The sequence below is a fragment of the Weissella fangxianensis genome, from assembly GCF_024718545.1.
GTDB lineage: Bacteria > Bacillota > Bacilli > Lactobacillales > Lactobacillaceae > Weissella > Weissella fangxianensis.
This window is the reverse complement of sequence record NZ_JAMXDB010000002.1, coordinates 85661-111501: the sequence shown is the minus strand read 5'-3', so window position 1 is coordinate 111501 and position 25841 is coordinate 85661. Positions and strand designations below refer to the sequence as shown.

Annotated in this window: 24 protein-coding genes; 19 read left to right on the top strand and 5 right to left on the bottom strand. The window is 37.6% G+C overall.

From position 1 onward, the window contains the following. Positions 1-46 precede the first annotated feature (46 nt). The 10 genes from NGR58_RS01350 to NGR58_RS01305 all read left to right on the top strand — a co-directional run bounded on the left by NGR58_RS01350 (position 47) and on the right by NGR58_RS01305 (position 10323). Positions 47-931 (top strand): 3-hydroxyacyl-CoA dehydrogenase, encoded by an 885-nt coding sequence (locus tag NGR58_RS01350; RefSeq protein WP_258087934.1) that lies wholly within the window; start codon positions 47-49, stop codon positions 929-931. An 85-nt stretch (positions 932-1016) separates the two neighbouring features. After that, positions 1017-2036, top strand: a complete 1020-nt coding sequence (gene rfbB / locus NGR58_RS01345; RefSeq protein ID WP_258087933.1) for a dTDP-glucose 4,6-dehydratase — start codon at positions 1017-1019, stop codon at positions 2034-2036. Positions 2037-2121: 85 nt separating this feature from the next. Continuing rightward, complete coding sequence (locus NGR58_RS01340) at positions 2122-3075, top strand: aldo/keto reductase (RefSeq protein WP_258087932.1); 954 nt, start codon at positions 2122-2124, stop codon at positions 3073-3075. 217 nt (positions 3076-3292) lie between these two features. Then, complete coding sequence (locus NGR58_RS01335; RefSeq protein ID WP_258087931.1) at positions 3293-4126, top strand: class A sortase; 834 nt, start codon at positions 3293-3295, stop codon at positions 4124-4126. Between the two features lie 109 nt (positions 4127-4235). Beyond that, on the top strand, positions 4236-4742 hold the full coding sequence (locus NGR58_RS01330) for a type 1 glutamine amidotransferase domain-containing protein (RefSeq protein ID WP_258087930.1): 507 nt from the start codon (positions 4236-4238) through the stop codon (positions 4740-4742). A 102-nt stretch (positions 4743-4844) separates the two neighbouring features. Beyond that, positions 4845-4973 carry a hypothetical protein gene (locus tag NGR58_RS01325; protein ID WP_258087929.1) on the top strand — a complete coding sequence of 43 codons (129 nt, stop codon included), beginning with the start codon at positions 4845-4847 and terminating at the stop codon, positions 4971-4973. A 560-nt stretch (positions 4974-5533) separates the two neighbouring features. After that, a complete protein-coding gene (gene glpK, locus NGR58_RS01320) occupies positions 5534-7045 on the top strand; it encodes a glycerol kinase GlpK (protein WP_258087928.1) in 1512 nt (503 codons plus the stop codon). Continuing rightward, a complete protein-coding gene (locus tag NGR58_RS01315; protein WP_258087927.1) occupies positions 7045-8856 on the top strand; it encodes a glycerol-3-phosphate dehydrogenase/oxidase in 1812 nt (603 codons plus the stop codon). The genes glpK and NGR58_RS01315 overlap by 1 nt, the downstream gene beginning before the upstream one ends. Continuing rightward, entirely contained in the window at positions 8856-9623 is a 768-nt protein-coding gene (tpiA, locus tag NGR58_RS01310; protein WP_258087926.1) for a triose-phosphate isomerase, read from the top strand. The genes NGR58_RS01315 and tpiA overlap by 1 nt, the downstream gene beginning before the upstream one ends. 13 nt (positions 9624-9636) lie before the next feature. Next, the gene (locus NGR58_RS01305; protein WP_258087925.1) at positions 9637-10323 is read left to right on the top strand and encodes an MIP/aquaporin family protein; all 687 of its coding nucleotides are present in this window, start codon (positions 9637-9639) and stop codon (positions 10321-10323) included. Between the two features lie 87 nt (positions 10324-10410). On the opposite strand, the gene NGR58_RS01300 is transcribed toward NGR58_RS01305, so the two are convergent. Further along, complete coding sequence (locus NGR58_RS01300; RefSeq protein WP_258087924.1) at positions 10411-11007, bottom strand: TetR/AcrR family transcriptional regulator; 597 nt, start codon at positions 11005-11007, stop codon at positions 10411-10413. 154 nt (positions 11008-11161) lie between these two features. Between NGR58_RS01300 and NGR58_RS01295 the strand changes: the two genes are divergently transcribed. Genes NGR58_RS01295 through NGR58_RS01285 form a run of 3 tightly spaced genes read left to right on the top strand, consistent with a single transcriptional unit; the run spans position 11162 to position 14281 of the window. Continuing rightward, the gene (locus tag NGR58_RS01295) at positions 11162-11980 is read left to right on the top strand and encodes a hypothetical protein (RefSeq protein WP_258087923.1); all 819 of its coding nucleotides are present in this window, start codon (positions 11162-11164) and stop codon (positions 11978-11980) included. A 16-nt stretch (positions 11981-11996) separates the two neighbouring features. Beyond that, positions 11997-13145, top strand: a complete 1149-nt coding sequence (locus NGR58_RS01290) for a lipocalin-like domain-containing protein (RefSeq protein ID WP_258087922.1) — start codon at positions 11997-11999, stop codon at positions 13143-13145. Between the two features lie 41 nt (positions 13146-13186). Then, positions 13187-14281: a lipocalin-like domain-containing protein gene (locus NGR58_RS01285; RefSeq protein ID WP_258087921.1), complete on the top strand. Its 1095-nt coding sequence runs from the start codon at positions 13187-13189 to the stop codon at positions 14279-14281. A 406-nt stretch (positions 14282-14687) separates the two neighbouring features. On the opposite strand, the gene NGR58_RS01280 is transcribed toward NGR58_RS01285, so the two are convergent. Continuing rightward, entirely contained in the window at positions 14688-15695 is a 1008-nt protein-coding gene (locus NGR58_RS01280; RefSeq protein ID WP_258087920.1) for a LacI family DNA-binding transcriptional regulator, read from the bottom strand. A gap of 121 nt (positions 15696-15816) precedes the next feature. Here NGR58_RS01280 and NGR58_RS01275 point away from each other — a divergent pair, with 121 nt between their 5' ends. Together NGR58_RS01275 and NGR58_RS01270 are read left to right on the top strand one after the other, a co-directional pair. Continuing rightward, positions 15817-17856, top strand: coding sequence for a beta-galactosidase (locus tag NGR58_RS01275; protein WP_258087919.1), 2040 nt, complete (start codon positions 15817-15819; stop codon positions 17854-17856). Between the two features lie 20 nt (positions 17857-17876). Then, on the top strand, positions 17877-19778 hold the full coding sequence (locus NGR58_RS01270; RefSeq protein WP_258087918.1) for a PTS sugar transporter subunit IIA: 1902 nt from the start codon (positions 17877-17879) through the stop codon (positions 19776-19778). 156 nt (positions 19779-19934) lie between these two features. Here NGR58_RS01270 and NGR58_RS01265 read toward each other — a convergent pair whose 3' ends face one another. Continuing rightward, positions 19935-20318 carry a winged helix-turn-helix transcriptional regulator gene (locus NGR58_RS01265; protein WP_258087917.1) on the bottom strand — a complete coding sequence of 128 codons (384 nt, stop codon included), beginning with the start codon at positions 20316-20318 and terminating at the stop codon, positions 19935-19937. Between the two features lie 106 nt (positions 20319-20424). Here NGR58_RS01265 and NGR58_RS01260 point away from each other — a divergent pair, with 106 nt between their 5' ends. Next, positions 20425-20931, top strand: a complete 507-nt coding sequence (locus NGR58_RS01260; RefSeq protein ID WP_258087941.1) for a type 1 glutamine amidotransferase domain-containing protein — start codon at positions 20425-20427, stop codon at positions 20929-20931. A gap of 136 nt (positions 20932-21067) precedes the next feature. Then, positions 21068-22438: an aldehyde dehydrogenase family protein gene (locus tag NGR58_RS01255; RefSeq protein ID WP_258087916.1), complete on the top strand. Its 1371-nt coding sequence runs from the start codon at positions 21068-21070 to the stop codon at positions 22436-22438. 100 nt (positions 22439-22538) lie between these two features. On the opposite strand, the gene NGR58_RS01250 is transcribed toward NGR58_RS01255, so the two are convergent. Together NGR58_RS01250 and NGR58_RS01245 are read right to left on the bottom strand one after the other, a co-directional pair. Next, a complete protein-coding gene (locus NGR58_RS01250; protein WP_258087915.1) occupies positions 22539-23270 on the bottom strand; it encodes an alpha/beta hydrolase in 732 nt (243 codons plus the stop codon). A 48-nt stretch (positions 23271-23318) separates the two neighbouring features. Continuing rightward, entirely contained in the window at positions 23319-24227 is a 909-nt protein-coding gene (locus NGR58_RS01245; protein WP_258087914.1) for an ArsR/SmtB family transcription factor, read from the bottom strand. Positions 24228-24260: 33 nt separating this feature from the next. Here NGR58_RS01245 and NGR58_RS01240 point away from each other — a divergent pair, with 33 nt between their 5' ends. Next, positions 24261-24422 carry a hypothetical protein gene (locus NGR58_RS01240; protein ID WP_258087913.1) on the top strand — a complete coding sequence of 54 codons (162 nt, stop codon included), beginning with the start codon at positions 24261-24263 and terminating at the stop codon, positions 24420-24422. 21 nt (positions 24423-24443) lie between these two features. Beyond that, on the top strand, positions 24444-25706 hold the full coding sequence (locus tag NGR58_RS01235; RefSeq protein WP_258087912.1) for an extracellular solute-binding protein: 1263 nt from the start codon (positions 24444-24446) through the stop codon (positions 25704-25706). Positions 25707-25841: the final 135 nt, after the last annotated feature.

The following is a 25841-nucleotide window of genomic DNA, read 5'->3' as shown; positions in this document are numbered from 1 at the left end:
TTGTAAGGTATTATTAATGTATAAGTATAGAATTGAGGAATTTTGTATGACAATTAAAAATGTTACCGTTGCTGGTGGTGGTGTTTTAGGAAGCCAGATTGCCTTTCAAGCTGCCTTTACAGGTTTTAAAGTGACACTTTATGATATTAATGATGGCGCAATAGACCATGCCAAGCAATTGTTAGCTAGCTATGTACCCGAGTTTGAAGATTTCTATGACGATGGGGATAAAGCTTCAGCAGTAATCGACCAAATGTCATTTAGTACGAGTTTAGCTGAAGCTGTTGCTGACGCAGATTTGGTGATTGAAGCTATTCCTGAGAGTGTAAAAATCAAGGTTGATTACTACACGGAGTTGTCAAAGGTTGCTCCAGCTAAGACAATTTTTGCAACCAACTCATCAACATTTGTACCGTCACAGTTTGTGGAGTATGTTGACCGTCCTGAAAAATTCTTGGCCATTCACTTTGCTAATCAAATTTGGAAGAATAATAACGCTGAGATTATGGGGCATCCAGGTACTGAAGATAAGTATTTGGATGAAGTTGTCCAATTTGCTAAAGATATTCGGATGGTACCATTCCGCCTATACAAGGAGCAGCATGGTTATATCTTGAATTCATTGTTAGTGCCATTACTAGATGCCGCACAAAAGTTGTGGGTCAATGGGGTGTCTGATCCAGAGACGATTGATAAGTCATGGATGATAGCGACTGGTGCACCACAAGGACCATTTGCGATCCTTGATGTGGTTGGACTAAATACGCCTTACAATCTTGCTTTGGCTAAAGCTGATACAGATACACAATCTGCAGAAATTGCTAAGGCATTGAAGGCCATGATCGACGATGGTAAGACAGGTGCTGCATCAGGTGAGGGATTCTATCAATATCCTAACCCGGCATTTGCGGACCCCGATTTCTTGAAATAAAAATTATAAATTCTTAAGATAGAAACTGAGAACTAATGATGCGGTTCTCAGCTTTTTTTATATAAATGATTTTTGGAGAAACGAAATGACTAAATATCAAAATATATTGGTGACAGGTGGTGCAGGATTTATTGGCACAAATTTTGTTCGCTATGTGGTCGCTGAACATCCAGGCGTCAAAATAACAGTATTGGATAAGCTGACTTATGCCGGTAACGCCGAGAATTTAGCTGATTTACCAGCAGATCAGGTGAAGTTAGTTATTGGTGATATCAATGATGCAAAATTGGTTGATGAATTGGTACAAAAAGCAGATGCCATTGTTCATTTTGCCGCTGAGAGTCATAATGATAATTCGTTAAATGATCCGTCTCCATTTATGCAAACTAATTTAATGGGGACATTTACCCTGATTGAAGCTGCACGTCGTTATGATGTTCGCTTTCATCATGTATCAACGGATGAAGTGTATGGTGATTTGCCATTAGATAGTGCTAGTCATGATGAAAAGTTTACGCCATTGACGAGATATGATCCATCTTCGCCATATGCAGCAACCAAAGCCGGATCAGATATGTTGGTCCGAGCATGGGTGCGTTCGTTTGGTCTAAAAGCAACGATTTCAAATACATCGAATAACTATGGACCTTATCAACATATTGAAAAGTTTATTCCACGGCAAATTACTAATATTATTAGTGGTATCAAACCGAAGTTATATGGGAATGGTCGTAATATTCGCGACTGGATCCATGTTTATGATCATGTAACTGGTATCTGGGAGATTTTGGTGCATGGTAAGATTGGTGAGACCTATCTTTTGGGTGCAAATGGTGAACACGATAATTTGTTTGTCCTAAGGAAAATTTTACAAGCCATGGGAAAGTCACCAGACGATTTTGACTTTGTCAGAGACCGTGCAGGCCATGACTTACGGTATGCTATTGATGCTACGAAATCACGTCGTGCGTTGAATTGGCAACCAAAGTATACGGACTTTGATGAGGGGCTACAACAGACCATTGCTTGGTATCGTCAAAATCAAGCTTGGTGGCAAAAAGATAAAGCAAATGTAGAAGCTAACTATGCGAAAAATCAGCAATAAAGCAATCAAAATTCGTTCATAATGTTAACACTGTTTCACCCTAGAAAAGGGTGTAAAATGTACTTAGAAAGGGAGGAATGTAAAAATGTCACAAATTAATTTAGGTGGTTCTGGTTTGATGGTCCCAACGATTGCGTTGGGTGCCATGCGTATGGGGGAGAAATCAGACGCCCAAGCACAAGAAGTCGTTGAAACAGTGATGTCAAAGGGTGTTAACTTTTTTGATACCGCTGATATTTATGGTAATGGTCAGTCAACTTCAAAGTTAGCGGGTGCCCTTAAAGCAGCTGGCATTAAGCGTGAAGATATTATCCTACAATCAAAGGGTGGTATTTTATCAGACGAAGGACCCGTTGCTGGTGATGGTATTTTGGGCCCACGTTATGAATTCTCTAAGGATCATATCATTGCGTCGGTCGATGCTGAATTATCACGTTTGAATACAGATTATTTGGATGTTTTCTTATTACATCGTCCTGATGCATTGGTACAACCCGAAGAAGTTGCCGCAGCATTTGATGTTTTGTCAGCAGCTGGTAAGGTTAAGCAGTTCGGGGTTTCGAATATGAATCCTTGGCAAGTAGAATTGCTACAATCTGTCTTGGACCAGAAGTTGGTTGCTAATCAATTACAATTTGGTGTGATGCATACGGGGATGGTTGATGCAGGTCTGCATGTTAACATGTCAGATGCTCGGTCAGTTGATCATGACGGTGGTATCCTACCATATTCACAGTTAAAGAACATGACGATTCAAGCATGGTCACCATTCCAATACGGTATGTTTGAAGGTCACTTTGTGGATAACGATAAGTTCCCAGAGTTAAATGCCAAGTTGCAAGAAATTGCGGACAATCATCATTCAACTAAGAATGGCATTGCTGTCGCATTCATTTTGACAATGCCAGCAAACATGCAGGTTATTTTGGGTTCAATGACACCAAGTCGTTTGACAGAAATGATTGATGGTCGTGACGTCCAATTGACACACCAAGAGTGGTATGATATTTACTTTGCGGCAGGAAATGATTTGCCATAAGTTTGGATGCGTATAATATAAAATAAAAATTGCCAGGTACTTTATCAAAGCACCTGGCAATTTTTAGCTATCCATGGTGTGATATATTGTGAAGGGTACTTAATTATAAAATAGTTGCACACAAGTTAAGTTACAGGAAAACTAACGTCGAGCTATTTGCGTGTTGTTAGAGATATAATGGGTTATGCATTAAACTATGTTGGAGAATTGACTTGAAATGAAAAATATTAAGAGATTTTTTCTATTTATATTACTGGTTGTGATTTTAGGTAGCATTGGTTATGTTGGCTACCAGCAAAATTGGTTTGGTATCCATAATCAAATCGTACAAAAAATCCGTTCGCGGAAGATACAAGTTGATGACAGTCATAAGAAGATATCTCTAAATAAGCGTCAGAAAATCAGGAAACGACTGATGCGTGAAACACAACCTGGCTTGAAAAAGCAGGGGTTTGTTAGTGTGCCGACAGTTGGCATTTTAGAGCCAATTTTTAATGATGCCTATTCTGAAAAAGGACTGCAGGCAGGAGCTAATTATGCTAATCGAAGTGGTGCTGATCCGACTGGTAAACCAGAACCAGTTATGGGAGAAAGCAACTATGGGTTAGCCAGTCATAATTTTGATGATGGCCTAACAGGGTTTAGTGGTTTACAGCAAAACTATCAAGATGATAAACCTTATTTAGTGAATGGACGGCGTCAAACAAATGATTGGCTGAATCACAAAGTTATTTACTTAGCTAATGATCATGGTATTTATGAGTATCGTATCAAGCAACAATATTTAGTTAAGGCTGATAACGTACATGTACTTGATCCAACTAAGCAGCCACAAGTAACAATTGTGACGTGTCTATTTCCAAGTACGTCCTATCGCATTATTACAACAGGATATTTGAAACATAGTTATTCATGGAAGAAAGCACCCAATCAGGTTATGCAATATTTTGACTTAACGAAACAAAAAACTAATGCCCATGCTGATTGGTACAACCCAGGTGTTGAAGAAGGCGTTAATGGCGATGCCGGTGGTACAAAAACAGTGAAATAACGGTTGAATGAGATAATTTTTCTAGAACCTACCACTTAACAAGGATAAAAAAGTTGTGTTATTGTATACGCGTGGTAATCAAATGCTACACCACGGGAGGTTATTAACAATGAAAAAGCAAGTTGCAGTTCTTGTTACTGATTTTGTAGAAGATGTTGAGTATACTGATCCGGTTACAGCAATTGAAGATGCCGGCCATGAAGTGACGTCAATTGGCTTTGAACAAGGAACCGTCACAGGAAAGCATGGTACAGAAATTACGGTCGATAAGGCAATTTCTGACGTAAAGCCAGAAGATTTTGATGCATTATTCATCCCAGGTGGTTTTTCACCTGATCAATTGCGTGCTGATCAACGATTTGTTGATTTTGTTAAATATTTCATGGCAAAGAACAAGCTAACCGCAAGTGTTTGCCATGGTCCACAATTAATGATCCAAACAGGGTTAGTACACGGACGGACAATGACTTCTTACCTAACAGTACAACCTGATTTGTATTATGCTGGGGCCCGTATTGAAGATAAGCCAGTGGTCATTGATGGTAACTTAATTACTAGTCGTGAACCTAAGGACTTGCCAGTATTTAATGATGCAGTCGTCGCTGCTCTTGGCTAGTCTAATAAGTCGTTTTGTTTTTAACTATTAATTATCTTTGTTAAAATAACGCCATATCCTAGCAGGATTAATTAGTTTTATTTACCAAGGAGGATTCTATTTATGACTGAGAACAACAAGAAATCAGAAGAAGTAGAGCAAGATTCTCAAGAAGAGGAAACAACACAATTTAGTCCACAAGAGGAAGTTAAGGGAAGACCAGCACCAGCCAATTATAAAGAGGCTGATTAGTGTTTGTATAATCATTTTTAATGAAAAACAGAATATCATATTGATTTAGATTTAGTTCTGGCAGGAATTGTGAAAGCAATTCTTGTCAGAATTTTTTTGTTTATCACTTTATGAATAAAAAACGGTGATAATTCTGTCTGATATTTAGTCTTATAATTTTAAAAAAATATGGAATACGGGACTAAAATCAACTTGTGAAAAAATATTTTGGGATTTTTTTTAATGAGCTTTTGTTAAAGACTTACATTATGTAAATTATATAAAACAAAAAAATGTAAAACAGTTTCACAGAACTGAATCATAAACATTTATTGGTAGGCGATTTGACAATGTTTTTCTACTAAATGATAAAAACAAAGTTATATGAGTACTAACTTATGAACTTTTTGTGAAGTTTTTAATGATATAAATTGAATTAAAATTGAACATTGTGAATTTTTTTATTTCGTTGTAACCTAGTTGTGAAGTTAGAAACCGCTTACATAAATGACGACATTAAATTTAAATGTTTTGTAAATGTGTAAGTCATCCATAAGTCATCCAATAGGGGGATATTAACTATGCCAAAATACGTATTATCAATTGATGAGGGGACTACAAGTACTCGAGCTGTCATTTATGACAAGAAGGGTCAAGTGATTGCATCGGCTCAGCGTGAGATCACAATGTTCTATCCAGAACCAGGTTGGGTTGAGCAAGATGCTAATGAAATTTGGATTGCTGTCCAAGCAGTTATTGCCACAGCGTTGATTCAATCAGGAATTCACCCAGGTGATATTTCCGGAGTAGGTATTACCAATCAACGTGAGACGACAATTGTTTGGGATAAGGAAACTGGATTACCAATTTATAATGCGGTTGTTTGGCAATCACGTCAAACAGCACCAATTGCGGAAAAGTTAATTGCTGATGGTTATCAAGACATGATTCAAGAGAAGACTGGTTTAATTCCAGATGCATACTTCTCAGCAACGAAGATTCGTTTTATTTTGGATCAAGTCAGTGGTGCTCAAAGCCGTGCTGAAAATGGGGAATTGCTATTCGGTACGATTGATTCTTGGTTGGTATGGAAGTTGACCGGTGGTGAAGTTCACATTACCGATTATACCAATGCTTCCCGTACAATGATGTTTGATATTAAGAATTTGAAGTGGGATCAAGATTTATTGAACCTATTGAATATTCCATCACAGATGTTGCCAGAAGTTCGTCAATCTTCAGAAATTTATGGAACTGCCATTCCAGTTCACTTCTTCGGTGCTGAGGTACCAATTGCTGGAATCGCTGGTGACCAACAGGCAGCTTTGTTTGGTCAATTAGCACTTAATAAGGGTGACGTTAAGAACACTTATGGTACTGGTGCTTTCGTTGTCATGAATACGGGTGATGATGTAAACATTTCTAAGAATGGTCTATTAACAACCATTGCTTACGGAATGGATGGCAAAGTAACCTATGCTCTTGAAGGATCAGTCTTTGTTGCTGGATCAGCCTTGCAATGGTTACGTGATGGTATGCGGGTCATTGAACAAAGTCCTGAAAGTGAAGACATGGCCAATGCTTCTACCGATGAAGATGAAGTTTACGTTGTACCTGCCTTTACCGGATTAGGAGCACCTTACTGGGATTCAGAATCAAGAGGATCAGTCTTTGGTTTGACACGTGGAACAACGCGTGAGGATTTCGTAAAGGCAACTTTGCAATCATTAGCTTACCAGAGTCGTGATGTTGTTGATGTGATGCGTAAGGAAACGGGACTTGATATTGCCAAGTTGCACGTCGATGGTGGTGCATCAATGAATAATTATCTCATGCAATTCCAATCAGATTTGCTACAAACAGAGGTATCACGTCCTGCCAATGTTGAAACGACGGCGATAGGTTCAGCATTCTTAGCTGGTCTAGCAGTTGGTTTCTGGAAAGATGTTGATGAGTTAAAGACAATGACGCAACAATCAACTGAATTTAAGCCAGAAATGGCAGAAGATGATGCTGATGAGTTGTATGAAGGATGGCAAATGGCTGTGAAGGCAACACAGACCTTTAAGCCTAAGAAGCGAGGCAAGAAATAATGCAGTTTAAAAGTGATCAGCGCATATCAGCAATCCAAAAACTGAAAGAAGACGACTTTGATGTTGTCATCATCGGTGCTGGAATTACTGGTGCTGGTATCGCGCTTCAAACAGCCGCTTCCGGATTACGGACAGCGATTATTGATATGCAGGATTTTGCTGAAGGAACTAGTAGTCGTTCAACAAAATTAGTTCACGGTGGTATTCGTTACTTAAAGACGTTTGATGTTGATGTGGTTGCTGATACAGTTTCGGAACGTGCGCGTGTGCAGCACGTTGCACCACATATTCCGCGTCCATCACATATGTTAATGCCACTTTATGATGATGCTGAAGCAACATTTACGCCAATGAGTGCTGAAGTTGCGATGGGAATTTATGATAAGTTAGCTAACGTTCCTAAGGATAGTCCTTATGTGCATCGTTTATTATCGGCTGAAGAAGCCCATGATTATCTACCAATGTTGGATAGTGAAGGACTAGTGGGCTTAGCCATTTATCTAGATTATCAAAATAATGATGCCCGTTTAACAATTGAAAATATTAAACAATCCGTTAGTGATGGTGCAGTTGCTGTTAGTCATTTGAAGGCAACTTCAGTTACTCCTGATGGTTCTGGTAAGCGTATTAGTGTTGTAGATACATTGACTAAGGAATTATTTGATATTAAAGGAAAAGTTGTGATCAATGCGGCTGGACCTTGGCACGATTCGATTACAGAATTTGCGGATGAAACAACACAAGATGCTATTCGCCCAACTAAGGGTGTGCATTTAGTGATTAATCAGGACCGTTTGCCAGTACCAAATACAGTATACTTTGATTCTGGTTTCCATGACGGCCGTATGTTATTCGTTATTCCACGTGCAAATAAGACGTACTTTGGAACGACAGATACCGATTATACCGGTGATTACTTACATCCAAAGGTCGAGAAAGCCGATGTGGAGTATCTATTGACGGCCATGAATAACCATTTCCCTAATGCAAATATCACTGTTGATGATATTCAAGCAAGTTGGGCAGGACTACGACCATTGATTGGTGGTACCGGTGATTATAACGGGAATACCAAAAAGAAGGTTTCCTCTGATGAAAATCTACATGCATTAGATGAAAAGCTTAATAAGTATTTCAAGCATGAGATTGATCGTGAAGCTGTCGATGAGCAACTAGAAAGCTTAGCAGGTAATAAAAAGAGTACTTCAAGTGTCTCACGTGGTTTCCAAATTAAGGCAGAAAACGGCATTGTCAATGTGTCAGGGGGTAAGCTTACTGATTACCGTTTGATGGCAACGGAGACAATGGCAGAAATCGCAAAGATTTTTGCTGATAAATTTGAAAAAACGATTACACCAATTGATGCCACACAGTACCCTGTTTCAGGTGGTCATTTTGATCCAAACAATGTTGATGGTGAACTTGAAAAGTACGCTGAAGAGTTAATGAAGTATGAAGTGAATGAAGTGAAGGCTAAGGAGATTGCTAGCCTTTATGGATCTAACACACCTGAAATTATTGAATATATCAAGACAGGTGTTTCAGCGCCTAAGTTATCTGTTGCTGAAACAAGTATGTTGCATTATGCCATTGAAAAAGAATTTGTTTTACGTCCAATTGATTACTTCCTACGACGTACAAATTACTTATTGTTTAAGTCAGAGGACTTGGCACGTCTTGAAACGCCAGTGATTGATGAAATGGCTAAAATGTTATCTTGGTCTGACGAAACAAAGCAGGCAATGACAGAAGAATATATCAGCGCACGTGATGAATCACAATTAAAAGCGCTAAAAAAGGAGTTTAAATAATGTCAGAGAGAATTCCTTTAATTGTTGCAAATTGGAAAACAAATAAAAAAGTAGCAGAGGTCTATGATTTCTTACAAGAAATTCAAGGAAAGTTACCAGATGCTAAAAAAGTAAAAGTCGGGATTGCAGCACAAGATATTTATTTGCATGAGATGGTTAAGCAAAGTAAAGAACTAAAACTACCAATTTCAGTGATTGCTGAAAATGTTCACTGGGCTGACGAAGGTTCTTATACGGGTGAAACTTCACCAGCTGCCTTGGCAGATATCGAAGTTTCAGGATCAATTATTGGCCACTATGAGCGACGCAAGATGTTTAAAGAAACCAACGGATCAGTGGGACTGAAGGTTACTGCATCGCTACGTAATGGGCTAATTCCAATTGTTGCCATTGCTGAAGATACCACACGTTATAATCCAGATGACGAAGATATGGCACCTTTGACCGAAATTGCGGTTGGATTAGCCGGTGTTGATCGGCAAAGGGCAGAGAATATTGTGATTGCATATGAGCCAGCTTGGGCAATTGGTGCCGCCGAAACACCTTCATTAGAAGTTATTGAACATGCAGCACGGGTTATCCGTAAGTCGTTAGCCATCTTGTTTTCACAAGAAGTTGCTGATAAGATTCGTATTCAATACGGTGGTTCAGCTACACCAGAGAATTCAAAGGATATTCTTGAATTAGACGATATTGATGGATTATTAATTGGGCGTGCGTCACTTGAACCAACTGCATTCTTGAGTATGGTTAACGATGCTATTTAGGGGAAAATAAAAAATGAAAAAGAAAATCTTTGGGGAAGCTTTTGGAAGTGCATTGTTGGTCTTCTTCGGACCAGCTTTGGTAGTTATGGGTGGGTATAATGACCTATTAGGACCTTCACTTGGATGGGGTGTTTTGCTAGCCGTTTTGGTTTATGCATTTGGTCCATTATCAGGTGCCCACTTTAATCCAGCTGTTACACTCATGATGTTTTTAACGAAACAAATGAAAGCTGCTGAAACGCTTATTTACATCGTTTCACAATTAGTTGGTGGTTTGATTGGTGGTTTCTTCTTGGCTTGGACTTATGGTGCTTACCTAAAGGGTGCCGGTTTAAGCTGGGCAACTGAAGTCGCTAAGAATAACTTGAACGCAACAGTATTTCCTAATATTTCAGCTGGTACAGCGTTTGTTGTTGAGGTGGTTTTGACCACAGTACTGTTAGTGGTTGTCTTGGTATTGAACAATGATAAGACTAAGGTATATAACCTACAGGCACCAATCGCTATCGGGTTAACGATCGCCATTTTGGTTTTCGCTGCTGGTAACTTAACTGGTGCATCAATGAACCCGGTTCGTTCACTATTCCCAGCTATTTTCGCTGGTGGTTTGGCCATGGACGATTTGTGGGTATATCTAACAGCACCATTTGTGGGATCAATTATTGGGGCATTGATCGATCGTTACATTTTGCGTGATTAAGATATTTAGATTATAAATAAACTTTAATTAGTAAAATCCCGTTTCCGATATTTTATTGGAAACGGGATTTTTTTTTTTGGATGTGGTCTACAATTTCTTGATGGTATCAGGATTTTTTGTTGAAAAGGGTAGCAGTTTATCAATAACACCGTGGTGCAAAATGTCCATCGCAAAAGGGTATAAATCACTTATTGGAATCATGTCTTTTTGTTCATGCCAAAACTTAAGTAAAAAAATAAAGGAATCAGCAATATATTCTAAGGAAAAGGCAACCTCAACGTTATCCTGGTTTTGAATACCTAACGTGTTTTTTATGATATTGACGAGCGTTTGTTTTATTTTTGTAGAAAACTCATTATGATGACTCTTTTGAATCAATAAAAAAAGTAAATTTCCTTTTGATTCAAAGTAATGGATAACGAGTTGCATAAATCCTTCAATTGTTGCTTTTTCGAAATTTTGTTGAATGTAACGGCTAAAGGATTCGATTTCTTCTTGTTCGATTAAATCTAAGAGAGCATAAATATCAGTGAAATGAATATAAAAGGTACTTCGATAAACGTTTGCACCGTCAGTAATTTGTTTGATAGTAATTTTTTCAATATCTTCTTGGTTGTAGAGCCGCAAAAAAGATGTTTTCAAAGCCTGTTTTGTTTTTTCGTTTTGTTGTAATTGCTTATTCATTGACTTATCCTTCCGGACGACATTTAGAAAAAGATTGTCGCTTGAGATTATACTATATGTTGTTATTCTAACAGTATAAATTAAAAGACACCTTGTCGTCTTTCACGTAAGCGTGTTGATGATAAAAGATATTAATATTTGGGAGGATAACACAATGGGGAACTTACAAGTAGACTGTCAAATTAACGGACAAGAAGTTAGTATTGATGAATTAAAGCTGATGAGATATGAACGTAACAAGCATGTTTTACATGAAATGAAGGATTTAGGTGCTTCAGTAGCGGGTGATGATGGCGAATTGTCTCATTCGGCAATTGAACAACTAAGTTATGCTAATGCAAATAAAATTAATATGGCAACACGTGGCAAATATAGTCCAACTGAAATAGAAAATTTATACCAAGATAAGATTAAAATTGCTGAAAATATGTGGCGTAATATTTGCGCTGATTTTGATCTAAAAACGAGTCCGGTAAAAATTAGTCAAACATATATGAAAATAGAGGGAGTCAATCCGGATTTAATTATTAATGGCAATCCATCTCCAGCAGAAAAGGCCTCAGAAACGCCAGAAGAAAAGATGAAACGGATTGCTAAAGAAGCTTCTGCCACGGCATTGGAAATGCACCCAGAGCACTTTTTTGTAACTACTGGTCCTAATGGTTTATATGGTATGGAAACTTTTGGTATGTATGGTGAACCATTCCCACAATTAATTACGCCGGGAGATCTTGATCAAGTACCAATCGATAGAGATGAAAGTTATCCAGTTGTTTCTACTGGACTGCCCACTTTATTAGATGGCACACCACTTTATACTATTCCCTTCCATCAGTATAAACCTTTGGAAAATGGTATTGAATTAAAACTAGCTGTCGTGATGCCAGAAGCAACACCTGATGAGATTGTTTCTGGCCATGCTATCCATTTGGCAACGGAATTTTTGCGAACAGCAGAAATGAATGCCCAATAGAAAGGAGCCCATTGGCATGGCTAAAGTAAGACTAATGAATCAAACAAGTGACTTTGAAAATTTTGGTGTAAATCCACATCAAGTCGAACCATGGGAAGACGCAAAGCGAGATGATGATCGTGCGGGCGTTTACGAGTGGTGGTATTTCGATATGATTTTGGATGATGGCTCAAAAGCAGTCATTCATTTTAATACTAAAGATAATAAAACAATTGGTAAGGATGGTACGATTCCATCAGTTGTTATTAAAATTACTTCTCCAACAGGAAAAGAATTTAAAGACAATGTCATTTTAAAAGCAGAAGAAGCAAGTTTTGGTAAAGAGCAATGCGACGTGAACTATGGTCCGCATTATGTCAAAGGTGATTTGCAGGATTATCATATTTATGTTGCGCCAACGGGTGGTGTCAATGGTACTGACGGTGCTGGTGGGACTGGTGAAGCATCTAGCGTTGGTGCTGATTTGATGTTACATAGTACTTCTAGTGCATGGCGTCCCGGTGCCGGTGGTTTTGCTTTTGACGAGGATGAAAAAGGATATTTCACTTGGCTATGTGCTGTACCAAGAGGTCAAGTAACGGGGACTTTATTTTATGATGGTGAAAGTCATCAAGTGACTGGTGCTGGATATCATGATCATCAATGGGGTAATATGAAGCACTTTTCTACTTGGGACCATTGGTTGTGGGGACGCCAAGATTTTGGTGATTATACTTTGTTGATATTTGATATTGGTACTCAAAAAACGTTTAATAATCAGCGTTTACCAATGATGTTCTTGGAAGATAATGACGGTAATCTATTATTTGAGAATACGGATCACGCTCCTAAATGTCAGGTGCTTGAAGAATATAAAGAAAAATTATCTGGTAAAAGTTACCCTAAAAAGGTTGCCTATGAATTTAAACAAGGTGATAAAACGATTAAATATGTCATTACCCAAAAAGAAGAATTGGAAGCAAGGGATGCTGCCGCAGAGATGCCAAAACCTTTGAGTTGGGTGCTTGAAAAGGCCAAAAAGTTGCACCCATCCACAACCAGAAATTTCGCTCATGGAGAATTGATCTATGATGATGGTCAACAAGTCATTAAGCGCGAAGGCGATATGATTTATGAATTTATTTATATGGGCCTAACAGCTAAAGACCAGATGGAAAATGGCTAATATGTTATGAACTTTCTAAAACACAAAAGGGGGACAATACAATGGTCAAAGCACGGTTAATGAATAAGGCAGACGATTTTAAAAAGTTAGGTGTTAATCCTAATGCGGTGGAAATGTGGGAAGATGGTAAACGTAATGATCCTAAACCGGGCTATGGTGAAGAGTACTATTTTGATGTTATTACAGAAGATGGATTTAAAGTAGTCATTTATTTCCATGCTAGCAGTCCAATGGATAAAATAGATGGGTATACACCTGAAGCAGGTATTATGGTGACAACTCCTGATGGTAAAACCCATTCTGAAGGGTTTTTAATGAAATATGAACCTGAGCAAATACATTTGGGGACAGAAAAATGTGATATTCAAGCCGGCCCACACACCGCAACGGGTGATTTTAAAACTTATGATGTGCATATCGAGCCCGAAAAAGGTATTGGTGCTGATTTACACTACGAAGCATTGGTTGATCCGTTTAGACAAGGTACTGCAGAGGTTGCATTAGGTGAACATGATGAGTATTTTTATACAGATCTAAGTGTACCTAAGTTAACGGTTACGGGTACGGTGTTTGTTAACGGTCAAAAATATGATATTAATGGTCAAGGTTATCATGATCATCAATGGATGAACATTTCGCAATTACAAGCTTGGCATCACTGGTTATGGGGACATTTATATACTGAACATTACACGGTTGTTATTTATGATTTTGTGACGAGTGAACGTTTTGGTTTCGCTAATGTGCCATTATTTGGAGTTTTTGATAATCAGACTGGTAAGTTGATTTTTGAGACAGATGGTAATATGAATCGGCAAACAGAAGTATATCTACAAGAAAAAACGCAGAAAGAGTTCCCTAAAGTTTCTAATTATATTTTTAAAAATCATGATGGTACTGAGGTTGAATTTAGGGTAGAAGCCAAAGAAGAAATAGAGATTCGTGATATGTATGGTGATGCCCAACCAGAAATAAGGCAACGATTTGATGCGATTGGGCTTAAGCCAGCGTACGTGCGTTATTTTGCCAAAGGGTCACTGACTTTAGCAATAGATGGACAAACAATAACAGAGTCTGGTGATATGATTTATGAATATCCATATATTGGTAAAGAAGATGAACGTGCAAATGTTTAGGATGAGCTAGAGAGGTAGTGTTACATTCAAATAAATTGATTTTAGTTAAAAGGCGAAGCTTATTCTAGCTCTGTGTAAAATAGCGTGAAAAATAGTGAAATCAATTAATTAGGTTTGTGAACAGCTCAATTCATTGAAACTACCAGCTTCAGAAATTGTGAATTTAGTGTTTATGTCTGTCAGTCAAACTAACTGAATTTAGTATAGAATCCCTAAAGGACATCAATAAATACCTTGTATCTGTTTTTTTCGTCGATTACATTTTACGCCGGTATCTTATTGGTGTCTTTTTGTTTGTGAAAAAGGCAAAATGAAAAACGCGAAATTTTTATTTTCACGCTAGAAAGTATAGAGCTGTCAAATCCCGTTTCTGACATTTTATTGGAAATGGGATTTTTTTCTGTTATTAATCTTTTTTAAAAGTATCACGATAAATCAGCATTGGTGTCATTAGGGTGGTCGTTTGCATAGTTTTGTTAAAGGAAATCATATCATCCAGTTTATCAAAAGCAGTAGCCACCAATTGTTGGATATCAATATGGAATGTTGTTAATGCTGGCTGCGTATACGCAGCACTGGCACTATCGTTAATACTAATAATTGCTATTTTATGGGCTAAATGAGGATCCACTTCATTTAGTGCATTGAGGACACCAATTGCTAGGGAATCAGAACTGATAAATAAAGCATCAATTGCTAAACCACTTTTAAAGATATTGGCAATTTTTTGACCAATAGTTAAGCCGCTAGACATTGTAAAATCATGGGCCTGAAATAACAGGTCAGCATTATATAAATTAGCATCCGTCATAATATTTTTAAAGTAGTTTAAACGGCTATCAAGACGTACAACTTGGTTATTAGGTATGTTAGTTGACCAATACCTTCCTGTTACAATACCGATGTTGGTAAAACCGCGATTAATAAATAAATTTACGGCCTTGGTGGTTGCGTACTCTAGATCCGGTTGGACAGAGCTAAAGTGTTCAGGATTGGGATTATCATCGATGAATATAATGTGAGAAAAATTTTGACGTAATTGTTGTAACTGTAATGTATCAAAATAACCAACGGCGATAGCCCCATCAAACGCCATGCTATCTGTACTATCTGGGGTATTCATAAATGTAATGTCGATATATTCTTGCTTGGCATATTCAGTAATACAGCGACGAAAATCATAATAGTAAACATCTTCAATTTCATGTTGAGGGTTCAGGCTAAAAAATACGGCAATTTTGTATTGCCTTTTGATTTCTTGTGGTCGTAAGGGATAATGTAATTTTTTGGCAGTTTCTAATATTTTTATTCGTGTGTTCTCTGACACGGATAATGTTTCATCGTGATTTAATAGCCGGGAAACCGTGCTTTGAGAAAAACCAGCAACGAGAGCAATTTCTTTAATTGAGGTCATGATACATCCCTTTATAAATTATTGGTAAATAATTTTACTAACTAATACTATACCATTTGTGGAAAACGCTTACAATGTAGATTAGGAATGAAATCGTTCAAAATACGTTGGGGGGTTAGTTATGAAAGAAATAACATCATTTGGACATGGTGGTGATTATAATCCAGAACAATGGTTAGATCATCCGGAAATTATTGCACAGGATTTTGAGTATTTTAAGAAAGCACATATCAATACAATTACGGTTGGTATTTTTTCGTGGGCGCAATTAGAACCAAATGAAGGAAATTACCAATTTAATTGGTTAGATGATATTTTTGATCGTGCTGAAGAGCAAGGTATTAATATTATTCTGGCAACACCTAGTGGCGCTCGACCACGTTGGTTAGCTGATACATACCCAGAAGTATTGCGAGTTGACGAAAATGGTCAGCGTAACTTATTTGGTGAACGTCATAATCATTGTTATACGAGTCCAATTTATCGTGAAAAAATTCAAGCAATTGATCGGAAATTAGCTGAACGATATGGTCAGCGTAGCAATTTAGTCTTGTGGCATGTTTCTAATGAATTTGGTGGCGCATGCTATTGTGATTTATGCCAAAACGCCTTTCGTCATTGGCTACAAGAAAAATATCAGACTCTTGAAAATCTAAACAAAGCTTATTGGGCAACATTTTGGAGTCATACGTATACCAATTGGGATCAGGTTGTTGCACCATCCCCACGTGGCGATCAAAACTTATTGGGACTAAATCTAGATTGGCATCGCTTTGTCTCAGATCAAACAATTGACTTTTATGAAGCGGAGGCAAAGGTGCTGCGTGAGGTAACGCCTGATATTAAAATAACCACTAACTTTATGGGTGGTAACCCAGATTATGAGCATGTTTTCTTTGATTTGGATTACCAAAAATTTGCTGAACACGTTGATATTGTTAGCTGGGACTCATATCCAAGCTGGCGAACCGATAATAAAAGTTCAGTACAGTTGGCGATGAATACGGCAGCCATGAATGATGTCATGCGTAGTTTAAAGCATGATAACTATATGATTATGGAAAGTACACCGTCGCAGGTTAACTGGCATCCATTTAATCGTCCAAAGGCGCCAGGTATGCATCGTATGGGTGCCTTGCAAGAAGTCTCGCATGGGGCCAATGCAATTAATTATTTCCAACTACATCAATCGCGAGGCTCTTCGGAAATGTTTCATGGTGCAGTTATCGGTCATAATTTACGAGATGATACACGGATTTTTAAAGAAGTGACGCAAGTTGGTGATAATTTAGAGCATCTACAACCAGCATTAAATGCAAAAGCTTATCCGGCTAAGGTAGCGATTGTATATGATTACGACAATATGTGGGCATTAAGTGACGTTCGTAATTATGCTAGTCAAACTATTAAATACTGGCAAACTATTCAGGAACAATATCAGTATTTCTGGGAACATGATGTGCCAGTTGAATTTATTAGTACATCAGATGAACTAACAGATTATAAATTAGTTATTGATCCAATGCATTTTATGATGACTGAAAAATTTACCAATAAATTAAAAGAGTATGTTGCACAAGGCGGTACGGTTGTTGGTACGTATATCACGGGACAGGTTGATGAACGATACCTTGCATATTTAGGGGGCTGGCCACAAGCTTTGCATGATATTTATGGTGTTGAGCCGATTGAAACAGACACATTATATCCATCACAACGTGTCGCAATCGAAGCAGGTCAAGTAAGTACCCAAGCGCATGATTATGCCACAGTATTGGAAGTAGATCAGGCAACGGTGATTGCTAAGTATACGAGTGAATGGTATGCCGATACTGCGGCAATCACAAAAAATCAGTACGATGGTGGGCAAGCCTATTACGTTGGCGCTCGCTTCGATAGTGAGTTTATGGCTAGATTTTATGCCACATTGGTCACAGAGTTAGATTTGCAGGTGCCAGCCGCAATTCATAAAACAGATGTGGCTATTCATATTAATGTACGTGCGGACGAACAAGCGAGTTATTATTTTGTAACTAATTTTAGTGATGTGGAACAAACATTTACAGTTACGACACCAATGCAAGATCTCTTAACAGGGACAACAGTGGGTGTTGGCACGTATAGCATGTCAGCTTATGATGCAAAGGTATTGGTTAAATAAGGTTAATAAAGGGAATTTTTATGAGTAAGATTAGTTATAAAGAGCGTATTGGATTTGCGTTAGGTAACCTAGGTCATTCAGCTTTTTATGGTGCATTAAGTACGTACTTTATTGTGTACGTGACCTCGGGGATGTTTGCGGGTGTTGAAAAATCAATTGCTAACAAGTTGATTGGTTTGATTACAACATTAGTTGTTATTATTCGATTGGCGGAAGTTGTTTTAGATCCAATTCTAGGTAATATTGTTGATAATACACGTACCAAATATGGTAAATTTAAGCCTTGGCTTTTAATTGGTACCATTGTGAGTGCGATTTTGTTAGTTGTTTGTTTTACGGGTATTTTTGGATTATCAAAGGTTAATTGGTTGTTGTTTGCGATTGTTTTCGTGATTATTTTCGTTGCACTGGATATTTTCTATTCATTTAGTGATGTGGCCTATTGGGGGATGGTGCCAGCCATTTCTGAAAACAGTCAAGAACGAGGCGTTTTCACAGTTTTAGGTACTTTTACTGGAACAATTGGTTGGAACGGATTAACGATTATCGTTGTGCCAATTACGACTTACTTTACTTATCTTGCAACTGGTAAACACGACCAAGGGAATGCAGGTTGGTTAGCATTCGCAATTATTATTGCTTTGTTGGCTGTTCTATGTGCATTAGCGACAGCGTGGGGCACAAAAGAGAAAAATAACATCATTCGTGATTCAGCTAATAAAGAAAAAACGTCAATTAAAGATGTTTTTGTAGGTATTGCAAAGAATGATCAAATGCTGTGGACGTCGCTAGCCTATTTGATGTATTCCGTTGCGTACGTTGCTACTAACGGTGTTTTGTTCTACTACTTTAAATTTGTGCTTGATAAGCCCAACCAATTCTGGATTGCAGGTGTTGTTGCGACGATTGTTAGTTTCTTTACAGCACCCCTGTATGGTTTCATGAATAAGTTTATTCCACGTAAAGTGTTGTATTCTATCGGACAAATTGCCATGATTTTGTCTTACGTTATTTTCTTAACGGCACATGATAACTCAACTTTGATAACTATTGGGTTAGTATTATTTAACTTTAACTATGCGCAATTAGTTACTGTCCTAACATTGACTGATGCAATTGAGTATGGGCAATTACGAAATGGTATTCGTAACGAAGCGGTGACATTATCTATCCGACCACTATTAGATAAAATTTCAGGTGCCTTTTCAAATGGAATTGTTGGATTTATTGCGGTTGCAGCAGGTATGACGGGTTCGGCGACTGCTAAGGACATGTCAGCAGGAAATATTCACACATTTGAGTTGTTTTCATTTTATACACCGCTAACGTTGGCATCATTAGCCTTAATCATTTTCTTGTGGAAGGTTAAACTGTCCGAAAAAATGCATGCCGAGGTTGTTGACCAACTTGAAGAAAAGCTAGCAACTGATAATATTAGTGTGCCAGTAGATCCGATTGCCATTAAGCATCAGGCAATTATTGCGCCAGTTGATGGTGAGATAACGGCTTTAGAAGCGCTAAAGCACACAAATCAGGATTTGGCGTTGTTCCATGGTACTGGATATGCAATTAAACCAGCAGCAGGCGAGGTTTATGCACCGTTTGATGGTAGAATTCGCTTTACCTTCTCAACGCAACATGCGTTTGGTATTGAATCTGATAATGGTTTGTCAGCGATTATTCATGTGGGTATTGGTACAGTTAACTTACGAGGTGAAGGATTTAACCTACACTTTATTGATGGACAAGAAATTCATCGTGGTGACTTGTTAATGACATTTGATCAGGAATTGATTCGTCAAAGCGGTTATGATGATACAGTCATTATGTTCTTTGTTGATCCAAAGCGAATAGAAGAATTCGAAGTTACAGATGGTGCTGTACAACATGGTGATGATTTAACACCAGTGACATTTAAGTAGACTCACGCAAAGAGTTTATGAAAGGTGATTTGTGAATCTGACAAATTTGCTAGATTTACATGAAATAAAAGAAGTTGGGACATAATAAATGTTTCCAACTTCTTTTTGCTTAAAATGGGACATGCCGTCTTCAAAACGCCTTTTGTCACGCCTTTTTTATATCTTGGGTTCATAATCAACATTTAGTGTCGCTAATCGTTCCGTCCCCCAAGTAAACATCAATTCAATGATTGGCATTAAACTTTCTCCAGTTGCTGTCAAAGCGTAGAAAACAGCTTTCCGATTTTTAACAAGTGTTTCGTGACGGGTTACTAAACCGTCTTCAACTAATTCGTTGAGTTGTTGTGACAATACTTTGTGGGTTGCGTTGTCTAACAGTTGTTGGATCTGGCTAAAACGCATTTGGCCATCATGCGATAGATGGTAGATAATGACGATTTTGTATTTGCCTGAAAACATTGATAGGGTATATTCTTTGGCACAATTAAAATCTTTTTTTTGAATTTTTTCAATGGCATATTTTCTGACGACATCAGTCATAATGTTCTCCGTTCATGTTAACGTTGATACGCACAAAAAAGTGCGTTATTGTGTTACGGTTTATTTAAGTATAAATTATATACCATAACAAAGGAGGTTGTTAATGATGACAAAGAAAGTTGCAGTTGTTGTTACCGATTTAGTAGAGGATGTTGAATTTACTGATCCGGTTGAAGCAATTAAGAACGCAGGACATGATGTGACAACTATCGGTTTTGATGAAGGAACTGTAGAAGGTAAGCATGGTACTAAGATTAACATCGACAAGTCGATTGCTGATGTAAAACCTGAAGATTTTGATGCCTTGTTCATTCCTGGAGGCTTTTCGCCTGATCAATTACGTGCCGACCAACGTTTTGTTGACTTTGCGAAGGCATTCTTATCAAAGAATAAGTTGACTGCAAGTATCTGCCACGGTCCACAATTGATGATTCAAACTGGTTTGGTACATGGTCGTACAATGACTTCTTATCTAACTGTACAACCAGATTTGTATTATGCTGGTGCACGTATTGAGGATCAACCAGTGGTTATCGATGGTAACTTGATTACAAGTCGTGAGCCTAAAGATATTCCAGCATTTAACGAAGCTGTTGTTGCAGCCTTAGCATAGACCCTAATTTAAGTATATATTAGTATTAACAACAAAAATTTAGCGTGCCGAAAAAGTGGTACGCTAAATTTTTGTTGTTATTTTTAATGGCTGATATGATGGTGGTAAATCATAGAAAGAGAGGGAAATATCAATTATGTCATATACTGCGATTAATCCATATAACGGTGAGGTTATCCAAGAATTTTCGAATACAACGGATAATGAAATTCATGATATTTTGAATCAAGCTGAGGACTATTACCAAAAAGGAAAATCAGTTTCTTTTTCTCAGCGTGCGGAGCTACTCAATCAATTAGCGGACGAGTTTGAAGAGCATTTAGACGAGTATGCACGTTTGGCATCAACCAATATGGGGAAGTTGATTGGCGAATCACGCACCGAAGTTGAAAAAATTGTGAGTTATGCGCGCTACTTTGCTGAAAAAGGGCCAGAATTTTTACAGAAAAAGAATTATGATGAGCTATCTGTGGGTTCGAATGCGCATGTTGAATTTTCAGGTATTGGAATCGTCTTAGCGGTAGAGCCCTGGAATTTCCCATTTACTCAGGTGATGCGGGTATTTGCACCAAACTTCATGCTAGGTAATCCAGTTATCCTAAAACATGCAAGCATTGTGCCACAAGCTGCTCAGTCATTTGCGGATTCTTGTCGCAAAGCCGGCTTACCTCAAGGTGCGTTTGCTAATATTTTTGCGACTCATGATCAAATTGATAAAATCATTGATGATCCACGTGTACAAGGTTTGGCTTTAACTGGTTCAGAACGAGCTGGTAGAAACTTAGCTGCTAAGGCCGCAAAGAATTTGATGAAAACAACTTTGGAATTAGGTGGTACGGATATCTTTGCCGTCTTACCTGATGCAGATGTTGATAAAGCAGCCAAAGATGCCGCTGAAGCTCGGCTAGCTAATGCAGGTCAAGTTTGCACGGCAGCAAAGCGCTATTTGGTTAGTGATGAAGTTTATGATGAATTTTTGGATAAAGTTAAGCAGGCCTTTGATAGTTATCAATTTGGTAATCCATTAGATGAGAAAACTACTTTAGCACCACTATCATCGCAGAGCGCCAAAGATAATTTGCAAGCACAAGTCGAGAAAGTTGTTGCAGGTGGTTCTGAGATATTGTATGGTGATCTGACTAAAAATGAAGGACCTGGATTTCAATTTTCACCGTTGATATTGACGGGGATGACTCATGATAATCCAATGTATGACGAAGAATTATTTGGACCAGTTGCACAAATTTATCGTGTGAACTCGGAAGAAGAGATGATTAAGATAGCTAATGATTCCCATTATGGGTTAGGTGGTGCAATTTATACAGCTGATGTTGCTCACGGTAACGAATTAGCTACCAAGATTGAAACCGGACAAGTGGCCATTAATCAAGTACTAGATGAACAAGCTGAAGTACCGTTTGGCGGCGTGAAAGACTCTGGATACGGTAGAGAACTCAGTGATTGGGGACTCTTTGAGTTTGCTAACGTCAAGTTGGTGTTGAACTAGAAGTTATAGTAGAATTAAATAATTCAAAAAGCAACTAAATTCATCATGAATTTAGTTGCTTTTTTATATAGATTTGGTATTTATTGTTATGAATTTTAATTTAATTAACAGAAGACAGAGGTAACCAAGCGAAAACTTTTTTTATTTCGGCATCCCAGAAGGTCCAATCATGATCACCAGGAGTAACAGAGTAAGTTTCGTTGATGTTCAATGAATTCATAAAGACAGTGAAATGGTCGTTAGAGTCACGCATAAAATCATGATTACCAATTGAACGATACCATTGTATTTCTTTAAGTTGATCATTTGGCGCAGCTAGTGCCAAGTTCTCTAAGTAGCTTTCAGGTAAACTTGGACCAAAAACACGTGATATATCAGGCATGATTGGAATGATATCACGTAAATTAACAGCGGGTGAGAGTGCTGCAACAGCGCTGAACCAATCAGGGTGTTTAAAACCAAATTTTATTGCACCGAAGCCGCCCATTGAATTGCCTATAACAAAGTTTTGCTTACGTAATGTACTTAGTGGCAGCATACGCCGTAATTCAGGTATTAGTTCTTCGGTTAAATAAGTCCAGTAGGGTAGACCATTGGTTTCATCCATGTAGAAACTACGATATACATTGGGCATAATCACAGCAACTTGATATTGCGTTGCCAGATTTTCAATAGTTGTAAAACGATACCAACAAGATCCGTTTTCACCTAGTCCATGTAGCAACCAAATGGTTGGCAGTGGCTTGTTGGGTAGATTATCTGGCAAGATAACACTAATTTTTAAATGTTCTTGTAAAACTGATGAAAAGCGCGTGATATGAGTTAAAGACATTGTTCCTCCATATTGTTCTTGCTTAAATAAAAATATTTCATATTTTATTTAGTCTGAATAGTAAACGTTTGCTTTTATATTTTGACGATGATTACCAAAATGTTCACCGAAAAGTGTTAGACCACCATAGACATCGTTTTTTATTGGTAACACTGACATCTTTAAAGTTAGCCGTGAACTGTCAGATAGATGTAAGTCGCTAATTTTAACGTTTGAAATACTATTACTATCAATAGAAGTATCAAGTTCACCGACTCGAAGATGTTTGAGTAGACCGTATTGGCTAAACTTTTCTGGCCACCAATCAGGTGTGTAATTGCCTTGAACATCAGAATAATTACCGGGTAATTCGGTTTCACCAATATAGTTATCATTGATCCAAAAGCCGATTCTAGAGTGCCAATTATTGTTAGATAGCGGAAATTCACTCGCCATTTCTAACTCAAATTCAATCATCTCGATTTTGCTATCGGCCGGTAGTTCGTTTGGGATGATGTATTCAATTGTTCCCTGAGTAAACCACAAAATTTGTGAACGGAAACGTTCAGCTGAGAAAAAAGCATTCACATCATCCATTTTAGAAATTAGTGAGCTTTCAGATGATAAACCACAAGATGGCATAACATGATTAATTGCAAAATAGTTACCAATGGGGATGTCGTAAGTTTTTTTATGGTACTCTGGGAATATTTTTTGTGGAAAATGAATATTAATTTGGTCAATATTCATAACTGGATAACTTTTTCGACTATCAGCATCTTTTTTGAAATTAATGATATTTGATTTTTCTAAAATATGTAAATTCTTAGAGATAGCTGCTTTACTAATATTCATTCTTTGGGCTAATTCAGTAGCAGTTACTGTTTCGCCGGAAATAATTTCCAGAATTTCCAGTCTAACCTCGGAATCCAAGGCTTGGTAGACATGTAAAGAATTTGGGCTAATGTCAATATCCATGTATCTGTCTCCTTAATAAAATAGTTAACCTTTATGTTAATTATTATAGAGACAATTATCCGTGTAAAGTGGATGGTTGTCAATGTCATTAACCGCTTTCAATACCGTTTTAATAGCATTGACATCGCTTTCATAAAGCGTGATAATTCAACCATTGGGATGGTTAATGATGATGTTAATTATTTAACAATGTAGGTTTATTAAGAGGGGATATTTATGAAGAAGGCACAAATTTTGGGTGCAATTATTGCATCATTTTTTTTATCATTTGGGCTAACAGAAGTGTTTAATCCAGTGGTTCATGCGGACTCTAACAAAGAAATCATTTTTTGGAATCCGTTTACTGGCCCAGATGGTACAAGTATGCAAAAGTTAGTGAATGAATATAACAAGACGAATCCTGAATACAAAGTGAAGAATGTGTCACTGACTGAGGCGGATATGTATTCTAAGATTCCAACAATTGTTAATTCTAAAAAAGGAATACCAGATTTACAGATTGTGCATGTGGAGCGCATTAAGGATTATGTGAATAACGGGTTATTGGACAACTATAATCCTTACCTAGATGATTTCTCTGATATTAATAAATCGAATTACGTACCTGAGGCTTGGAATAATGGTGCCTATAAGGGTAAGCGGTATGGTGTGCCATTGGATATACATACAACCTTTATGTACTACAACAAAGGATTAGTTAAAAAGTATGCACCACATGCACTTGATGACAATATCGTCACTTTTGATGAAATTAAAGCGGCTGGTGAAAAATCTCAGAAGGATGGCATAACAGGTCTAGGATTAACCTGGTGGAAGCCTAACTTCTTATCACTATATGACCAATTGGGAGGTCAATTAACAAAGAATGGAAAAAATCCTAGTTTAAATAACCAAACGTCACGAAAAGTTCTCCAAATTTATAAAGGGCTTTATGATCAAAAAATTACTTCTCAAGATGGTCAAGATCCAATGCAATTGTTTTTGACGAATAAGGAAGTATTTTTCCCAGAAGGTATTTGGATGAACAATCAAATTAAAGAATCTGATGTGAAGTATGGTGTTACCAACGCAGCGCAATTATCAGATGATCCTGACAAAATGGTTAATTGGTCCTCAAGTCATCAGTTTGTATTATTAAAACAACCAAAGCGTGATAAAGCTAAGACAGAGGCGACTTTAAAATTCCTCAGTTGGGTACGGACCAATTCATTAGAATGGGCGAAGGCTGGTCAAAATCCTGCAACGTTGGCAATTACTAAAGATAAGGAATATCAAAAAATGCAACAGTCATTCCTATTAACTGATAAGACTGAACAAGAATCATTAAAGATATTTAATTACCAATATAACGGATACTTAGCAGACTATTTAGACCGGTATGCTTATGATTCAGTTTTTGGTAAGACTAGTATTTCTAGCTATTTGAATAAGTTACAAAACACTGTCCAAGATGAAGTGGATGCACAAATGACTGACTAGTCAAAAAGTAACTTTATTTATTGCAACATATTGATAGGAGTAAAAAACAGATGGTAGATATTTCTTCTAAATCAGGAAATGTTAGTACAAATAGAAAAAAGACGTGGCACTTGCATGGGAAGAGTTTTCCTATAC

What these genes read in the sequence shown, in the direction of transcription:
- NGR58_RS01285 (WP_258087921.1), top strand. Translation starts at nt 13,187, where the DNA reads ATGGTCAAAGCACGGTTAATGAATAAGGCAGACGATTTTAAAAAGTTA.
- tpiA (WP_258087926.1), top strand. Translation starts at nt 8,856, where the DNA reads ATGTCAGAGAGAATTCCTTTAATTGTTGCAAATTGGAAAACAAATAAA.
- NGR58_RS01260 (WP_258087941.1), top strand. Translation starts at nt 20,425, where the DNA reads ATGACAAAGAAAGTTGCAGTTGTTGTTACCGATTTAGTAGAGGATGTT.
- NGR58_RS01300 (WP_258087924.1), bottom strand. Translation starts at nt 11,007, where the DNA reads ATGAATAAGCAATTACAACAAAACGAAAAAACAAAACAGGCTTTGAAA.
- NGR58_RS01240 (WP_258087913.1), top strand. Translation starts at nt 24,261, where the DNA reads ATGTTAATTATTATAGAGACAATTATCCGTGTAAAGTGGATGGTTGTC.
- NGR58_RS01295 (WP_258087923.1), top strand. Translation starts at nt 11,162, where the DNA reads ATGGGGAACTTACAAGTAGACTGTCAAATTAACGGACAAGAAGTTAGT.
- NGR58_RS01245 (WP_258087914.1), bottom strand. Translation starts at nt 24,227, where the DNA reads ATGGATATTGACATTAGCCCAAATTCTTTACATGTCTACCAAGCCTTG.
- NGR58_RS01265 (WP_258087917.1), bottom strand. Translation starts at nt 20,318, where the DNA reads ATGACTGATGTCGTCAGAAAATATGCCATTGAAAAAATTCAAAAAAAA.
- NGR58_RS01250 (WP_258087915.1), bottom strand. Translation starts at nt 23,270, where the DNA reads ATGTCTTTAACTCATATCACGCGCTTTTCATCAGTTTTACAAGAACAT.
- NGR58_RS01280 (WP_258087920.1), bottom strand. Translation starts at nt 15,695, where the DNA reads ATGACCTCAATTAAAGAAATTGCTCTCGTTGCTGGTTTTTCTCAAAGC.
- glpK (WP_258087928.1), top strand. Translation starts at nt 5,534, where the DNA reads ATGCCAAAATACGTATTATCAATTGATGAGGGGACTACAAGTACTCGA.
- NGR58_RS01335 (WP_258087931.1), top strand. Translation starts at nt 3,293, where the DNA reads ATGAAAAATATTAAGAGATTTTTTCTATTTATATTACTGGTTGTGATT.
- NGR58_RS01290 (WP_258087922.1), top strand. Translation starts at nt 11,997, where the DNA reads ATGGCTAAAGTAAGACTAATGAATCAAACAAGTGACTTTGAAAATTTT.
- rfbB (WP_258087933.1), top strand. Translation starts at nt 1,017, where the DNA reads ATGACTAAATATCAAAATATATTGGTGACAGGTGGTGCAGGATTTATT.
- NGR58_RS01315 (WP_258087927.1), top strand. Translation starts at nt 7,045, where the DNA reads ATGCAGTTTAAAAGTGATCAGCGCATATCAGCAATCCAAAAACTGAAA.
- NGR58_RS01255 (WP_258087916.1), top strand. Translation starts at nt 21,068, where the DNA reads ATGTCATATACTGCGATTAATCCATATAACGGTGAGGTTATCCAAGAA.
- NGR58_RS01270 (WP_258087918.1), top strand. Translation starts at nt 17,877, where the DNA reads ATGAGTAAGATTAGTTATAAAGAGCGTATTGGATTTGCGTTAGGTAAC.
- NGR58_RS01325 (WP_258087929.1), top strand. Translation starts at nt 4,845, where the DNA reads ATGACTGAGAACAACAAGAAATCAGAAGAAGTAGAGCAAGATTCTCAA.
- NGR58_RS01330 (WP_258087930.1), top strand. Translation starts at nt 4,236, where the DNA reads ATGAAAAAGCAAGTTGCAGTTCTTGTTACTGATTTTGTAGAAGATGTT.
- NGR58_RS01350 (WP_258087934.1), top strand. Translation starts at nt 47, where the DNA reads ATGACAATTAAAAATGTTACCGTTGCTGGTGGTGGTGTTTTAGGAAGC.
- NGR58_RS01275 (WP_258087919.1), top strand. Translation starts at nt 15,817, where the DNA reads ATGAAAGAAATAACATCATTTGGACATGGTGGTGATTATAATCCAGAA.
- NGR58_RS01235 (WP_258087912.1), top strand. Translation starts at nt 24,444, where the DNA reads ATGAAGAAGGCACAAATTTTGGGTGCAATTATTGCATCATTTTTTTTA.
- NGR58_RS01340 (WP_258087932.1), top strand. Translation starts at nt 2,122, where the DNA reads ATGTCACAAATTAATTTAGGTGGTTCTGGTTTGATGGTCCCAACGATT.
- NGR58_RS01305 (WP_258087925.1), top strand. Translation starts at nt 9,637, where the DNA reads ATGAAAAAGAAAATCTTTGGGGAAGCTTTTGGAAGTGCATTGTTGGTC.